14 protein-coding genes are annotated in these 16,530 nt (G+C 47.6%); 2 read left to right on the forward strand and 12 right to left on the reverse strand.

The window, feature by feature from the left end:
* Nucleotides 1–51: 51 nt before the first annotated feature.
* The 12 genes from M0413_RS20900 to M0413_RS20955 form a co-directional block, all read right to left on the reverse strand.
* Nucleotides 52–1,035, reverse strand: a complete 984-nt coding sequence (locus M0413_RS20900) for a formate dehydrogenase subunit gamma (protein WP_037423443.1) — start codon at nt 1,033–1,035, stop codon at nt 52–54.
* A 76-nt stretch (nt 1,036–1,111) separates the two neighbouring features.
* Complete coding sequence (fdh3B, locus tag M0413_RS20905; protein WP_037423445.1) at nt 1,112–1,681, reverse strand: formate dehydrogenase FDH3 subunit beta; 570 nt, start codon at nt 1,679–1,681, stop codon at nt 1,112–1,114.
* A 29-nt stretch (nt 1,682–1,710) separates the two neighbouring features.
* On the reverse strand, nt 1,711–4,563 hold the full coding sequence (locus M0413_RS20910; RefSeq protein WP_069454014.1) for a molybdopterin-dependent oxidoreductase: 2,853 nt from the start codon (nt 4,561–4,563) through the stop codon (nt 1,711–1,713).
* Between the two features lie 17 nt (nt 4,564–4,580).
* Nucleotides 4,581–4,781: a twin-arginine translocation signal domain-containing protein gene (locus M0413_RS20915; protein WP_037423451.1), complete on the reverse strand. Its 201-nt coding sequence runs from the start codon at nt 4,779–4,781 to the stop codon at nt 4,581–4,583.
* Nucleotides 4,782–5,161: 380 nt separating this feature from the next.
* A complete protein-coding gene (locus M0413_RS20920; protein WP_037423454.1) occupies nt 5,162–6,190 on the reverse strand; it encodes a formate dehydrogenase subunit gamma in 1,029 nt (342 codons plus the stop codon).
* A gap of 49 nt (nt 6,191–6,239) precedes the next feature.
* Complete coding sequence (fdh3B, locus tag M0413_RS20925) at nt 6,240–6,836, reverse strand: formate dehydrogenase FDH3 subunit beta (RefSeq protein WP_011074129.1); 597 nt, start codon at nt 6,834–6,836, stop codon at nt 6,240–6,242.
* A 26-nt stretch (nt 6,837–6,862) separates the two neighbouring features.
* Entirely contained in the window at nt 6,863–9,712 is a 2,850-nt protein-coding gene (locus M0413_RS20930) for a molybdopterin-dependent oxidoreductase (RefSeq protein WP_249555528.1), read from the reverse strand.
* 17 nt (nt 9,713–9,729) lie between these two features.
* Nucleotides 9,730–9,927, reverse strand: a complete 198-nt coding sequence (locus tag M0413_RS20935) for a twin-arginine translocation signal domain-containing protein (RefSeq protein ID WP_011074127.1) — start codon at nt 9,925–9,927, stop codon at nt 9,730–9,732.
* 167 nt (nt 9,928–10,094) lie between these two features.
* A complete protein-coding gene (locus M0413_RS20940; protein WP_037423461.1) occupies nt 10,095–10,772 on the reverse strand; it encodes a TorD/DmsD family molecular chaperone in 678 nt (225 codons plus the stop codon).
* Nucleotides 10,773–10,782: 10 nt separating this feature from the next.
* The gene (locus M0413_RS20945; RefSeq protein WP_249555525.1) at nt 10,783–12,459 is read right to left on the reverse strand and encodes a 4Fe-4S binding protein; all 1,677 of its coding nucleotides are present in this window, start codon (nt 12,457–12,459) and stop codon (nt 10,783–10,785) included.
* Nucleotides 12,460–12,630: 171 nt separating this feature from the next.
* Nucleotides 12,631–13,287 carry a DUF3306 domain-containing protein gene (locus tag M0413_RS20950; protein WP_249555527.1) on the reverse strand — a complete coding sequence of 219 codons (657 nt, stop codon included), beginning with the start codon at nt 13,285–13,287 and terminating at the stop codon, nt 12,631–12,633.
* On the reverse strand, nt 13,287–13,751 hold the full coding sequence (locus M0413_RS20955) for a DUF3305 domain-containing protein (RefSeq protein ID WP_037423466.1): 465 nt from the start codon (nt 13,749–13,751) through the stop codon (nt 13,287–13,289). Before M0413_RS20955 ends, M0413_RS20950 begins: the two co-directional genes overlap by 1 nt.
* A gap of 298 nt (nt 13,752–14,049) precedes the next feature.
* Between M0413_RS20955 and M0413_RS20960 the strand changes: the two genes are divergently transcribed.
* Both M0413_RS20960 and M0413_RS20965 read left to right on the forward strand, forming a co-directional pair.
* Nucleotides 14,050–14,946 (forward strand): formate dehydrogenase accessory sulfurtransferase FdhD, encoded by an 897-nt coding sequence (locus tag M0413_RS20960; RefSeq protein WP_099457279.1) that lies wholly within the window; start codon nt 14,050–14,052, stop codon nt 14,944–14,946.
* 54 nt (nt 14,947–15,000) lie between these two features.
* Entirely contained in the window at nt 15,001–15,906 is a 906-nt protein-coding gene (locus tag M0413_RS20965) for a substrate-binding domain-containing protein (protein WP_037423474.1), read from the forward strand.
* The last annotated feature ends 624 nt before the right edge of the window (nt 15,907–16,530 follow it).

Consider the following 16,530-nt stretch of genomic DNA (forward strand, 5'->3'; position numbering starts at 1 on the left):
ATAAAAAAACCTCCACAATATGCTGTGGAGGTTTTTTATTTTCAGCGACTTTTACTCTTTATATTTCAACGTGCCGTTAGCTTTGATTTCGTCGTACCACAGGTTGTGGTGTTGGGTTGCCCAGTTTTCATCACAATAACCAGACACCATACACTCCATACCGCCTTCTGACATTACCGTTGCCATGAAGATATGCACGATAGAGAAAGCACAGATCACGATGGCGCTCACTGAGTGCAATACCAGCGCTATTAAGCTTAAGGTGCGGCTTGGTTCGAAAAGATTTGGGAACAGTAACAACATGCCCGATGCTGAAATGATTAACCCGAACAGGGCAAAGGCCCAGAACCACATTTTTTCACCGGCGTTGGCAAAGCCTGCATCAGGGTGTTTACCTTTGAATGGACCAAAGTTGATGTAACCACCAACAACCAGGAACCACTTCACGTCGTACATTTTTGGCAGCTGGTTCTTCGCCCATAACACTGTCATCAATGCCCAGCCGATCATAAACGGAATCGCCATCACATCATGGATTTGCTTAGCGCCATAGACGATAGCTTCCCAGATGCCTTCGCCCAACCAAGGTTGGAAGAAGAAGCGACCTGCTAATAAGGTTAAGCCCGTTAATATCAATAGTAAGCACGGAATCGCACCTAACCAGTGAATAGAAACGTCGAATTTAGACCAGCGATGCACTAACTTGCCTGAAAAACCATGGTGTAGCTTAGAAATGCCGTTCACCTTGATAAATAAGACAAAGATAATGATCATGCCGAATAGCGCTGCCATTAAAGCCGGCGCTAACCAGTCGCTACGCAGCTCCAACACCCGTAGATCATAAGTATTGATCGGCTGTGCGTGGAACTCGCTTTGTGAGGTAGTGTATCCCGTCGCGCCATCCTTCAGCTGTGCCCAAATTTGGGCATCAGAGGCTTGAGGTTGGATCGCCTGTCCATCACCACCATTGGCTAGACACACGGCACTAAATAGCAGTGCTATGGCTAAACCTATGTGTTTGAACCATTTGTTCATCATACATCCTCTCTCGCTTAGTGGCGCCTGCAAGCAGGCACCAAGCTAAGTCTGTGGACAGATCCTGTGACCTGAATTAATTCCAAGCCGCGTTTTTAGCACCACGGTAAGCCACGCGCTCACGGAAGATGTTCGAAACAACTTCTGCATCACCCGCTAATAAGGCTTTAGTGGCGCAGAGTTCTGCGCACATTGGCAGTTTGCCTTCGGCAATACGGTTTGAACCGTACTTCTGGCGCTCTGCCTCTGAGTGGTTTTCTTCTGGGCCACCGGCACAGAAGGTACATTTATCCATCTTACCGCGGCTACCAAAGGCACCTTTTTTCGGGAACTGTGGTGCGCCAAATGGGCAGGCGTACAAGCAGTAACCACAACCAATACAGGCATCTTTGTTATGTAGCACAATGCCGTCATCGGTTCTGTAGAAGCAGTTTGCTGGGCAAACTGCCATACATGGTGCATCTGAGCAATGCATACAGGCGACAGAGATTGATGCTTCACCTGGTTGACCATCGTTGATGGTTACCACGCGGCGGCGTTGGATACCCCACTCGAGAGCGGAGTCGTTTTCGTTTTTACATGCGGTGACACAGCCGTTACATTCGATGCAGCGCTTGGTATCACACAAAAATTTCATTGTAGCCATAGTGGCAATTCTCCTAGCTTAAGCTGCACTTACGCTTTAACGATCTGACAGAGCGACGCTTTGGTTTCCTGCATTTGGGTCACAGGGTCATAACCATAGGTCAGTGCTGTGTTACAGGATTCACCGATAACGTAAGGCACTGTGCCCTCAGGGTAGTTAGGCGCTAAGCTTTCGCCGTGCATCACACCCGCAAAGTGGTAAGGCATAAAGGTCACACCTGGTTTAACGCGTGGCGTTACCATGGCTTGTACTTTAATGCGGCCACCTTCGGCGCCCTCTAACCATACAAACTCACCGTTGCGGATACCGCGGTCGGCAGCGTCGCCTGGGTTGATTTCAACAAACATTTCCTGTTGAAGCTCAGCCAGCCATGGGTTAGAACGAGATTCTTCACCACCACCTTCATATTCCACTAAACGACCAGAGGTCAGTACCAATGGATATTTACCGCTGAAGTCTTTCTCTTGGATTGACTTGTACAGTGTTGGTAGACGATGAACTTGCATATCGTCGTAGGTTGGGTACTTAGCGACTAAGTCACGGCGTGCGGTGTATAACGGTTCGCGGTGAACTGGCACTTGGTCTGGGAAAGTCCAAACAATACAACGGGCTTTAGCATTACCAAATGGGATACAACCGTGCTTAATTGCCACGCGCACGATACCGCCTGACAGGTCAGTCTTCCAGTTTTTACCTTCGGCTTCGGCTTTTTCCTCGGCAGTCAGATCATCCCACCAACCCAATTGCTTGAGCATATCGGCAGTAAACTCAGGATAACCATCTTGGATTTCCGCACCCTTAGAGTAAGTGCCATCCGCCAAAATGCTTTGACCGTTGTATTCAACACCATAACGAGCACGGAAGTTACCGCCGCCGTCTTTTACGTGTTTGGCTTGGTTATACAGAATTTGGGTACCAGGGTGTTTCGCCTCTGGTGTACCCCAACATGGCCAAGGTAAACCGTAGGTTTCGCCCTTCGCAGGACCCCCTGCGGCTTCAAGCGTTTTATTGCTGAAGGTGCCCCAGTTTTGGGTGTGTAACTTGATACGCTCAGGGCTTTGACCTGTCATACCGATAGTCCACATACCGCGGTTAATTTCGCGAGTAATGTCTTCGATTACTGGTAAGCCGTTTTCTTTGGCGATGCGTTTAGTGTACTGCTCGTCAATACCGAGTTTTTGCGCTAAACGGTACATGATTTCGATGTCGGTTTTTGACTCGAATAAAGGTTGGATAACCTGCTCACGCCATTGGATAGAACGGCCTGAGTTAGACACTGAACCTTGTGTTTCAAACTGAGTCGCAGCAGGTAACAGATACACGCCATTCTTACGACGGTGCATAACACCTGCCATTGTTGGGAATGGGTCGACAACGACGACTGTATCCATCTTGTCTAAGGCATCACGCACTTCACGTTGACGGGTTTCAGTGTTGACCGATTGACCCCAGAAGAAGGCCATACGGATATTGTCTTTCTGAGCCAGTTTGCTCTTGTCTTCTAACACGCCATCGTGCCAGCGAGAACAAGGAATACCTGGAGTGGTCATTGGATCTTTGCCTAAGTAGGCGTTTTGATCGAAACGGCTCTTCACCCATTCCATATCTAGATCCCACACGTGGGTCCAGTGAGCCCAAGCCGCAGAGGTTAAACCGTAGTAACCTGGTAAGTTATCGAATAACAGACCTAAGTCAGTCGCACCTTGTACGTTATCGTGACCACGGAAAATGTTAGTACCGCCGCCAGATACGCCCATGTTGCCTAAGGCTAATTGCAGAATACAGTAAGCACGAGTGTTAGCGTTACCGACGTGATGCTGAGTACCACCCATACACCAAATCACAGTACCAGGACGATTATCGGCCATCAGTTTAGCGGCTTGATAAACCACTTCTTCGCTTACGCCAGTGATATCCGCCACTTCTTTTGGCGGGAATTTTTTCACTTCTCTGCGGATACTTTCCATCTCGAATACGCGATGTTTGATAAAGGTTTTATCTTCCCAACCGTTTTCGAAAATGTGCCATAACATACCGTAGATAAACGGAATATCAGTACCAGGACGAATTGCACAGTGCAGATCTGAGTGCGCTGCAGTGCGAGAGAAACGTGGATCAACGACGATGATTTTCGCGTTGTTTTTCTCTTTAGCGATCAGAATGTGTTGCATTGAAACCGGATGCGCTTCCGCTGGGTTTGCCCCGATCAGGAAGATAGCATTGGCATTCTGAATATCGTTGAAAGAGTTAGTTTGCGCACCGTAACCCCAAGTGTTAGCAACACCGGCTACCGTGGTAGAGTGACAAATACGAGCAGAGTGGTCGACGTTGTTTGTGCCCCACATGGCCGCCAGTTTGCGGTACATATAGCAGCCTTCGTTAGAAAACTTAGCGCTACCCATGAAGTACACTGAGTCTGGGCCAGATTCTTTACGAATGTTGAGCATTTGGTCGCCCACTTCGTTAATCGCATCTTCCCAAGAGATTTTTTTCCACTTGCCATCAACCAATTTCATTGGGTATTTCAGGCGTTTTTCACCGTGGCCATGCTCACGCAGTGCAGCACCTTTGGCGCAGTGACCGCCGGCGTTGAATGGGTGATCAAATGCAGGTTCCTGACCTGTCCATACACCGTTTTGTACTTCGGCATATAGACCGCAACCGACGGCACAGGCACTACAAATCGTACGTTTAACTTCGATAGGCGCATCGTGCGGTACATCTTTGGCTTCTGCGCGGCGCATCATGCCAGTACCCATCAGAGAAGCGGCTGCGATACCACCAGTAGCAATACCAGCTTGCTTCATAAATTGACGACGGCTAATGCCTAACGTCGGTTTGTCGGCCACTTTGGCGACATCGGACTTGCGAGTTAACTTCATCGCTGACTTCTCCTAGATTAGCTACGCAGGCTATCGTAATAGCTGATAATGTGCGCAGTTTCGTGGTAACCCTTAGGTTCTTTAGTTGTTACCTTGCTGCTCTCGCTGGCTTGGGCTGCACTGATGCCGGTCGCGGCAATTGCGGCGCCGGCTACGCTGCCAACGGTGAGTGCTTTAAGCAAAGAACGGCGAGTTAAATCGCTAGGTTGTTGCTTCATGCTGACTCCTGAAATAGGGGTTATGGTTCTTGGGATGGCGCGACTTTTCGAGGAGTGGTGCTTGTTATCAAAAAGTGAAGATTAGAGGTGAAAAAGATAATAAAATCATCTTGCTTGCCGTTAATCATCGCGCGTGACGGCAATATAGTAGGAAAAGATTGAGTAGGATTTGATCTAGAACAGTTTGCGGTAACAGAAGATGATACGCTAATCCAAAAGCGTTAACTTGCTCATGCTTTGGCGGTTTATTTGAGATGACAAAATTGCCCGATTTCTACTTCAAAAATAAAATGCTTGTTAATAAGTTGTTGCTTTTGTTTGGATAAAAAAACACCCCGCAGTGCGAGGTGTTTTTATCGGGTTAAGCATAACCCCTTGCGTTAGTCTTTATAACGCAAACTGCCGTTGGCTTTGATTTCGTCATACCACAGGTTGTGATGCTGGATAGCCCAGTTTTCATCACAATAGCCTGACTTCATACACTCCATACCGCCTTCACTGAGTACGGTCGCCATCCAGATATGCACTATGGTAAAGGCAATCAGGATAACGGCACTGATCGAGTGGATCAGCAGCGCGCCCATCGAGGCTTCACGGGGTAGGTCTAAGCCGGGTAATACCAACATGATGCCAGACACACTGATAAACAGCCCGAATAGGGTCAGTGTCCAGAACCACATTTTCTCACCGGCGTTGGCAAAACCACTGTCAGGGTGTTTACCTTTGAATGGGCCAAAGTTGATATAGCCACCGACCACTAAGAACCATTTAAGATCGTACATCTTAAAGGTTTGAAGTGGCATCCATTTCACTACGCAGACAATCCACGCCATGATAAAGACGGGGCCAGCCCAGTCATGTACAGTTTTACTACCGTAGATCAGTGGTGCCCAGATATCTGGCCCAAGCAGTTCCTGCACGACATGCTTACCGAGCATAATAGTTAAGCCAGTAAACATCAGTGCAAGACAGCTAATTGCCATGATCCAATGGATCCACAAATCTGCCTTTGACCAACGTACAACCATCTTGCCCGAGAAACCGTGGCTGAGTTTTGAAGGACCATTCACCAGATAAAACAGTAAGAAAGCACCAAACACACCCGTCACGGCCAAGGCCATAATCGGGGTGATATATTGATTCCTTATTTCTTTACCTTGGTTACCGGCAACGTTAATCAATACCCCAGTTTCGACCCCTTTGGCCGTGGTATAGCCAGTTTCACCTGACTTTACCGCACGCCACAGATCGGCTTCGCTGGTTTGCGCTTTCGCCTGCTGTTGGCTCGATTGCTGATCACTTGCCAGTACTGAGCCTGCGCTCATGACTGAGCCAAGTCCCAATCCCATCACGAGTACCATCAGAGCAAACAGACTGCGCAGTGATTTGTTTAACTGTTTGTTTAACATTTTCACTCCTTGCCAGAGGTTAGGGAGCACTCCCTAACCTTCACTCTGCTTAGTTAATCTCACCGGTTTTTGGGTTGTAGCCCCAAATCACGTTAGGATTGCCTCGAGATGCCATACGTTGACGGTAAATGTTTGATACCACTTCCGCATCACCCGCGAGCAGTGCTTTAGTTGCACAAAGCTCTGCACACATAGGTAGCTTGCCTTCAGCAATACGGTTGGCACCGTATTTCTTGTGCTCGGCTTCGGAGAAGGTTTCTTCTGGGCCACCGGCGCAGAAGGTACACTTATCCATTTTACCGCGGCTACCAAAGGCGGTTTTCTTCGGAAATTGTGGTGCACCGAATGGACAGGCATAGAAGCAGTAACCACAACCGATACAGGTATCTTTGTTGTGCAGCACAATGCCATCGTCAGTACGGTAGAAACAATCTGCCGGACATACGGCCATGCAAGGAGCGTCGGTACAGTGCATACATGCGACTGAAATCGATGCTTCACCTGGTTGACCATCGTTAATTGTCACCACGCGGCGACGTTGAATACCCCACTCCAGCGCGGAGTCGTTTTCGTTTTTACATGCTGTGACGCAGCCGTTACACTCGATGCAGCGTTTGGTGTCACACAAAAATTTCATGACTGCCATAATGGCTTATCTCCTCATCAAGTTGGTTAGGCTTTGCTTATCTGGCACAAGCTGGACTTCGTTTCTTGCATCTGAGTCACAACGTCATAGCCGTAAGTTAAAATGGTGTTTGCCGACTCACCTATCACATAAGGCACAGTGCCTTCTGGATAGTTTTTCGCTAGGCTTTCGCCTTCAAATACCCCTGCGAAGTGGTACGGCATAAAACATTCACCCGGTACAACCCGTGGCGTCACCATTGCCTTCACTGTGATCCTGGCGCCTTCAGGGCTATGAACGAAGACATTGTCACCGTCACGAATACCACGGTCAGCAGCGTCTGCCGGGTTCATTTCGATAAACATTTCTTGTTGTAGCTCGGCTAACCAAGGGTTAGAACGAGATTCTTCACCACCACCTTCGTATTCCACTAAACGACCAGAGGTCAGTGTCAGTGGGAAACCTTGGGTAAAGTCCTTATCCTGAATCGACTTATAAAGTGTCGGTAGACGCGCAACCATACGATCTTCGTAGGTTGGGTACTTAGCGACTAAGTCACGACGAGGAGTGTAGAGTGGTTCGCGATGCAGTGGGATATCATCTGGGAAAGTCCAAACGATACAACGTGCTTTCGCGTTACCGTAGGGAATACAGCCATGTTTAATGGCAACACGTTGAATGCCACCAGAAATATCTGTCTTCCAGTTTTTGCCTTCGGCGTGTTTTTTCTCTTCTTCGGTTAAATCGTCCCACCAACCCAATTGCTTGAGCATATCGGCGGTAAATTCGGGGTAACCATCTTGGATTTCACTACCCTTAGAGTAAGTGCCTTCAGCAAGAATATTGACGCCATTGTGCTCAACACCATAGCGGGCACGGAAGTTACCACCACCATCTTTAACGTGTTTGGCTTCGTTATACAGAATTTGGGTGCCAGGGTGTTTCATCTCTGGCGTGCCCCAACATGGCCATGGTAAGCCATAGGTCTCACCCTTGGCTGGACCTCCCGGTGCTTCTAGGCTGTCAGCATTAAAAGTACCCCAGTTTTCTTGGTGCATTTTTAAGCGTTCTGGGCTATGTCCTGTGTAGCCGATTGTCCACATACCTTTGTTAAATTCGCGGGTAATATCTTCAATCAATGGCTCATCACCGTTGACTTTGATTTGTTTGAACAGTTCTTTATCTATGCCTACTTTCTTAGCGAGTTTGCACATGATCACGTGGTCTGGCAGTGATTCGAACAGCGGCTCTATCACCTTCGAACGCCATTGAACTGAGCGGTTTGTGGCTGACACTGAGCCGTAGGTTTCAAACTGAGTCGCAGCGGGTAGCAGATACACCCCATCCTTACGTTGATGCATCACGCCTGCCATGGTTGGGAATGGGTCCACAACCACCACAGTATCCATTTTATTCAGTGCTTCACGTACTTCGCGGCCACGGGTTTCAGTGTTGACCGATTGCCCCCAGAAGAACGCTAAACGAATATTGTCCTTTTGCGCGATTTTGGTTTTATCTTCAAGTACGCCATCGTGCCAGCGAGAGCAGGGAATACCGGTTGAAGTTTGTGGTGTTTGACCTAAGTATTCGCCTTGGTCGAAACGGCTTGCCACCCATTTAGGATCGAGATCCCACACATTGGCCCAGTGGTTCCATGCTGCAGTGGTTAAACCGTAATAACCGGGTAAGTTATCGAATAACAAACCAAAGTCAGTTGCACCTTGTACGTTATCGTGGCCACGGAAAATGTTAGTACCACCACCAGGAACCCCCATGTTACCTAAAGCTAATTGCAATAAGCAGTATGAGCGGGTATTGGCATTACCGACGTGGTGCTGAGTACCACCCATACACCAAATAATGGTGCCGGGTTTGGTTTCAGCCATCATCTTGGCAACACGATACATTTGTGCCTTAGGTACGCCCACTACGTTTTCAACTTCTTCTGGGGTGTACTTTTTCACTTCTTCGCGGATACGTTCCATGCCGTAAACACGATGCTTGATAAATTCTTTATCTTCCCAGCCATTTTCAAAAATGTGCCATAACAGGCCATAAATGAACGGAATATCGGTACCTGGGCGGATATGCACGTACTCATCAGACTTAGCCGCAGTACGGGTGAAACGAGGATCAACGACAATAATTTTGGCGCCGCGCTCTTTACCAATCAAAATATGTTGCATTGCAACTGGATGAGCTTCACTTGGGTTTGCCCCAATAAACATGATGCACTTAGAGTTGCGAATATCGTTAATCGAGTTAGTTTGCGCACCGTAGCCCCAAGTGTTTGCAACACCGGCTACTGTGGTAGAGTGACAAATACGGGCTGAGTGGTCGACGTTGTTCGTGCCCCACAATGCGGCAAATTTGCGATATAAATAAGCCTGTTCATTTGAGAACTTAGCACTACCCATAAAGTAGATAGAATCTGGACCTGATTCTTGACGAATCGCCATCATCTTATCGCCCACTTCATTGATGGCTTGATCCCAAGAGATCTTCTTCCACTTACCGCCTTCTAACTTCATTGGGTATTTCAGGCGTTTTTCGCCATGGCCGTGCTCACGCAGAGCAGCACCTTTAGCACAGTGACCGCCTTGGTTGAATGGATGGTCAAATGCGGGTTCTTGGCCTGTCCACACACCGTTTTGTACTTCAGCATAGATACCACAACCCACAGCGCAGTGAGAGCAAATGGTACGCTTAACTTCGGTCGGTGCATTGTGGGGGATATCTTTGGCTTCTGCTTTACGCATCATGCCAGTACCTAGCATTGACGCTGCAGCAATACCACCAGTGGCAAGACCTGCCGATTTTAAAAATTGGCGACGATTGAGACCGAGGGCGGGCGCTTTAGGCTCGACAACTTGGTCTGTTTTGCGGGTTAATCGCATCACACACACTCCTCTGGTTAGTTGTTCAACGACGCATAGTAATTACGGATATGGTCGGTTTCGCGATAGTTGTCACTCTTAGGTTCGCTTGGGGCAACAGTGGGGGTCGCAGCCAATGCTTGGCTACTCACAGTCGCTACCGCGCCAGCCGCACTGCCGAGTGCTAATGCTTTGAGCAGTTGACGGCGGCCCATGTCGGAAGCTTGCTTCTTCATAGTGTCTCCTTGTGTTACTAAATGAGGTGATACAAACCACGACCACCTCGGTTACTGTGGAAGCCTAAGCTTCCTTTTTGTGGCAAAGGTGAACGTTAAGTCCACCTTTGCCTATCAAACTAAAACGCGATAGGCACTGAATCTGCGTATCGCCAACCGTTTTCAGTTTAGTTCATTAATTCCACTTGTTTTTCTAAATCGCTGGCAGCGGGTTGTAGCTCCGCACTGCCAGGGCAATTCACAGGAATGTCTAAACTGAGTTGTTCAAACTCCGCAGCTTCCATCTCGAAAAACGCTTTAGCAAGCTGAGCAACCGTAGCGTAAAAGGCGGCACTAGGTGCTTTACCTAGGTTGTCGCAGAAGCGCTGAATCCAGCTGCCAATATGGCGTTGGTAAAACGCTAGTTGACGATAACCTGGAGCCTCAAGAATTAATGTGCCCATCACTTCACACAGAGCAGCCACATGATCTTCGGGCTCTTTGACGTTTTCTTCGCGCTCAAAACCGAGTTGCATCAAGTCTTGGCGCAGCAGTGCTAAGGGTTTGTCCATTAATGAGCCAGTCATAAACCAACTGCCATAGGGCAGGATTTCGCCACAACCCACACCGAGGAACAGGGCAAAATACTCATCTTCTAATTGTTCACTGCTGAACTGCTTTGCAGCCAGTTGTACAGATAACCAAGCCTTGGTCATCTCATTGTCTTCATCGGCATCGATTTCAAGGTTGGCCAAAAATTGCAGCAGCTCAGGGCTAGGATGGCGACGCAAAAGGGCGGCTAACAGTTGATAGATATCGGCTCTCAACTGATCGTTTTCTGATACTTGTCTTACTGATTCGGTCATAGCGGATCTCTTATCGCAGTTGCTTTTCAGGATCTTGAAGAATGTCTTCAAACATGTCTTTTACCCGGCAATCACCACACATTTTCAAGCGTTCTATATTGGCTGAAAATGCACTGTGCGCGCCGACCATATCCAGCATCCGATGCACCATAGATTGGGTCGCAAAAGGAGAGCCACAGCGAATACATTCGAACGGGGCTTCTTCTTTCAGGGTTTGTAATTGCTGACGAGCAGCTTTATCAAAGTTAATTTGTGGCGTCAGGCTGATGACCTTTTCAGGGCAAGCCGCCTCACATAAGCCACATTGCACACAGTTTTGCTCAATAAAGTGTAGTGCAGGTTTGTCGCCACCATCTTGTAATGCCATGGTGGGGCAAATCGCCACGCAGGACATACACAGGGTACATTTCTCGACATTGACGCTGACGTTGCCGTAGGGAACGTTGTTGATACTTAAACAGCTGTTGATTTCACCCGCTTGGCTGTTTAGATGGTCAATCGCATCAAACAGAGTGTTACGTTTGCTGGTGGACGCAAAAGCGCCGGGCACAATCACTGGCCAATCGAGGCTGATGTCGAGCACAGGCTCCAAATTCGCCAGCATGCTTGGGTCGATAAGACTCAAGCGCTGCGGTTGGCCCATTTCATCTAAAATGCTGTTGGCTAAGGCAAGTTCACCTTTTAGCATTTGCGTGAGCGTGGGTGCTGTTGCCTCAGTATTGAGGATTAACACTTGGCGTGCGCCCCAAGCCAGTGAAGCTAACCAATGGTCAATGCTGGCAACGGTGATTTCTTCGAGGGCGACAGGGAGCACATCCCCGGCTAAGTCGTCCCCTATCAAGCTCGCGCCAACCGCGTTGTCGTGGAACAATATCACTGGTGCTGTTTGCGCTTGCTCACGGTAACGACTGATAATTTTATTCAGGTAAGAATGCAATGCCTGTGGTGTCGGTAAGTCATAACCAATTGCACCAGTTGGGCAGGCGCTTGAGCAGCTGCCAGCGCCGTGGCAGAGGTAAGGATCGACCTCAATTTTCTTGGCGACACTGCTAATTGCATCGGCAGGGCAGAAGTTGAGGCAACGGTTACAGCCGTTGATGCCATTACGGTCATGGGCGCACAGGTCGGCATTGATTTTGACGTAACGGGGTTTATCAAATTGCCCTACCAGTTCAGGGAGTTGCTCTAGTGCATCGGCGAGCTTTATATCGTCTTGGCCAACATAGAAATATCCCGGTGGTAGCATTTCAAGATTCAAGCAAGGTGTGCTGCTTAAATCGAGTATCAAGTCAAAGTGCGGTTTACGAATGGCGACAACACTCAATTCCGCTGCACCGTTTTGATGCTCAACGCTAACTTGGAACTGCCCTAAAAAACCTTTAATACCGATGAGCTTGTTGTAGTAACTTTCGACATTCGTGGCGGCAGCCATCACCTGTTCAAGGTGGGTTTCATCTTGGTTGGTAATCGCTTCGTTAGCCAAAATCACACGGCTCGCCATAGTGGACAATTTGTCCGCTGCGAGGCGTGCGAGATCCTCAGGGCCAATAATTAGCACTGTGCCTTCAGTGGTGTAACTCACTGTTGGCGGGATCAGATTCTGTAAAATCTGCGTTTGGGCTAACACATTTTGCCGCGCTTGTTTTAGCGCAGGCTGGGTTTGATTGGTTGTCAAATGAGTGCTCACATTGCGTTCCTGAACAGTACTTTGGCTGCTCTTTTATCGCTGTTTTGTTACAGATTCAGGCATTGATTTGATACTAAGTCATTGCCTTTTCTGCTTTTATCTAAGTTTTGTACTCTTAGTACAGCAATTCACATACCAAAGTTATAGACATAAAAATTAGCTAAACTGACATTAAACAACTGGCTTTTGCATCTGAGCTAATGGCTCTGGTGCATTTTGGGGTAGGTCATCAGTCTCCCCATCCAAATTGTCCGCAATCGGTATGGTGGCCAATTCGGTTTCGATATCACTGTTTTTTGATTCGATGGTATTTTCTGCACCGATCACTACATCGTCTGGTGTTGAGGTCGGTTCGATCTCTGATTCTTCACTGTCTTTGGTGATATAGCGGAATACTTTCTGGGCTAATTCAGCTGAGACTTCTGGTGTTAGTTTCGGTTGGTTGCTGTAATCAAGAGCATATTCCAAAAGACCATCTATCTCATTGAAATGCGGTTGTTTCCAAAGGGCGCGTAGCGCTGCCGTTTTTGCTGCTGGGTCAACATTCGCCCCCATAAACTGAGCGAAACTGCCACCAATCTCAATCTCGTCAGGATTAGGGAGATCTTCTGCCGTGAGGATGCGATGAGGATCTTCATTTGCCTGGCTAAGCGCATCTTGTGATTCTTGCGCAGCGGTAGGCTCTTGAGTGATCTCTTCTGCCTTATTATCAACAAGTTCTTCCGCAGTCGTTTGCGTTTTAACAGCGGCTTCTTCAGCTGCCACTTGCTCACGACGTTGACTCCAACGGCTAAAAAAACCGTTTGCCTTTGGGGTTGAATCAGCCATTAGTCCCTCCGCAATGGATCGTGGCTTGGACCTTGATTTTTACGGTGATCCACATGTTTACGACGATAAGCTGCGATTTCAACTTCACCATATTGAGTGATAAAGGCTTCGATCCAACAGGCAATCGCTTCAGGCATAAGCGTGTTGATTACGGGCGTATTGCCTTCAAGACAGCCCGCAGCAACATTTTGATCTGCCGAAAGTAACGCGGGTACCCAAGTACCGTCTGCCATTTCATCACAGACTAAGTACAACATCGCATTGTCCATATCGAGGTTGATGCGGTAACTGGCGCGCTCATCTTTGTGCAGCTCTAGCAGTACTAAGGTCGCTCCTTCGGGGGCTTCGTGGGTTGCGGGAAGTAAATGATCGATTTCCCATTGTACTGAGGTCCAACGACCCACCTGTTTCTCTACTTTTTTGAGTGAAACGTACATGGGCCAAACACTAGTAGTATGTTGCATTGTCTCTCCGTTTCAACCGTAAGGGAGATAAGCCTTAGCATCCGGCGCTATTTCCCCTGCTTATCGTGATAAAAGGTCACTGCAATATTAATGCCATTAAACAGGGGGAATTAGTTTGAAGTGGATCATCAAAATAGGGTTAAAAGCGAGACATTTTGTCTGAATGGACATTTTGTCTGAGACATTTTGATGCGCCAGAATGTTTCGTATTGCGACGGATCACGCATTTAGCCCTGAGTTTTATACCTAGGTATAAATATTGCTATGCTGATGCCATCACTCGTAAAGCGGTAACATTATGATTTCTGATAACAGTTCTAATATTGCTCAGCAGATGCTCGCCAATGACCATCCTTCTCTACCCAAGCGAAGCTTTTCCTTTGTAAAAACTCAAGCTGAAGTGCCGTTAACTATTGCCGTCAAAGCAGTGGATGAGTCAGGAGTGGTAATTGATAAGCATGTTGCCTGTGAGCGACCTTTAACGGTTTATCTGAACTGGCGCCCGATAGTGACCCTGATGACATTGGGGGCAAAGCCTGAGTCATTAGCTCTTGGTTATCTTAAAAATCAGGGTTTTATCTCGGATGTTGCTCAATTAGAGTCTGTAATTGTTGATTGGGATGTGAATTCTGCCGCGGTATTAACGCATGAGCAAACCGCCGATCTCGAACAAAAGTTATCTGAAAAAACCGTTACGTCCGGCTGTGGTCAAGGGACTGTATATGGCAGTTTTATGCAGGATTTAGATGGTATTCAGCTACCTACCCCAAGCCTTAAGCAGAGTACGCTCTACAGCTTGCTCAAAAACATCAATGAATATAATGACACCTACAAAAATGCAGGTGCCGTGCACGGTTGTGGTGTTTGTGAAGCTGACCAGATCCTTGCTTTTGTAGAAGATGTTGGCCGTCATAACGCGGTGGATACCTTGGCGGGAGATATGTGGTTAGCACAGGATCGGGGCGATAACAAAATCTTCTATACCACAGGACGGTTAACCTCGGAGATGGTGATTAAGGTCGCCAAAATGGGGATACCTGTACTGCTGTCGCGAAGTGGTGTAACGCAAATGGGTCTGGAGCTTGCCCAAAAACTTGGTATCACGATTATTGCTCGGGCCAAAGGGCGTCATTTTTTGGTCTACCACGGCAGTGAAAATCTCGAATTTGATGTGAATACCAACTCCGATAAATAGCGACCTTATCAGATAGCGACCGGACTCAAAAGAGATAGACGACAAGGATATAAGATGACATCCGCCAGTGAATTGATTTACATGAGCGCGAAGCAAGTTGCTGAGTATTTAGATCTTAATGAGAAAAAGGTTTACGCGATGGCGAATGACCGAATTCTCCCCGCAACAAAAATCACCGGCAAATGGTTATTCCCTAAGGTGCTGATTGACCGCTGGGTGATGGACTCCTGCCATAGCGGTATGTTAACTGACAGACTATTGATTACTGGTAGTGATGATCCTCTGTTGTCAATGTTAGTGGCGCGTTTGATGGCGCAGGTTGGTAGTCGTGAGCTTATTAGCTACAGTGCAACAGGCTCTCGTTTGGGGTTAGAGTTATTAGCTAAGGGCTATGCTGATGTGTGTACCTTGCACTGGGGGAGTATGGAAGATAGAAATATCCGCCATCCAGCATTGCTTAAAGGTTATCAAAACCACCAACAATGGATCATGGTGCACGGCTATTCCCGTCAGCAAGGCTTGATCATGCGCACCGATATGCACCACAGATGTCAAGAAGAGGATAAAGTTCTCAGTTTGCCTTGGCGCTGGGTCAGTCGCCAAGGCGGCGCTGGCAGTCAGCAGCATCTAGAGCAGTGGCTATTAAAGCAAGGTGCACGTTTAGATCAGCTTAATATCATACTCACAGCTTATAGTGAGCGTGAACTTGCAGGCTATATTGCACGTGGAGATGCAGATATTGGTTTTGGTTGTCAGTCTGTTGCTTTAGAGAGCGGTTTAAGCTTTGTGCCACTGATCAGGGAGTCCTTCGACTTTGTGATGCCACAAAGTATTTACTTTCGCAGGCAGCTACAACAACTCTTTACTATGTTAAGCAGTGGGCATACTCGGCAAATGGCGGCTCTTTTAGGGGGGTATGATCTTACCGATTGCGGACAGCTTCTTTGGAGTGCAAGTTAAGTACCTATATATGTACGTATAAGTGCATCATTACACGCTACTTTATAGCTTATATATGTATAAAGTAGCGGCTGACACTAATAGCCTTCATCTTGCTTAATCATGTAGAGCTCCAAATTTACCGCCTCATTTATTCTTTCTTCTATCTTTAGCACACACTCGTTTACTCAATAAAGGCTCGCTGTTAGGTTTGTTTTGCTCATAAATCCAGCGTTTGTGGATAACTCTGGGTATAACAAGTGCGTAGGTTGTGCCTAGCTTGGGTGTAACAATCTATTTGAAAATTAATCATAAAAACCTGAAAAAAGCGCTTGCACAAAAAGTTTCGCTGCCTATAATGCGCATCCACTGACACGGCAGACAGCGAAAGCGAGCGCGGTTTCAGTGCGAATCGAATGCAAAATGTGCAGTTGATTCGAAAGCCTCAAGAAGTTTGCAAAAACGCCTTGACGCGATGAGGGAAATGCGTAGAATACGCAGCCCTGACCCGCTGAGCAGTAACGCGAAGTGAATGGTCAAATGCTCTTTAACAATCTAAACAAGAAATCTGTGTGGACACTCACAGGTGTTGAGTTAATCGAAATTACTCTGCCGTTTGGCGAGTAATCAAAGAATTAAATCAAT

The organism is Shewanella sp. 8A, from assembly GCF_023475945.1.
GTDB lineage: Bacteria > Pseudomonadota > Gammaproteobacteria > Enterobacterales > Shewanellaceae > Shewanella > Shewanella xiamenensis.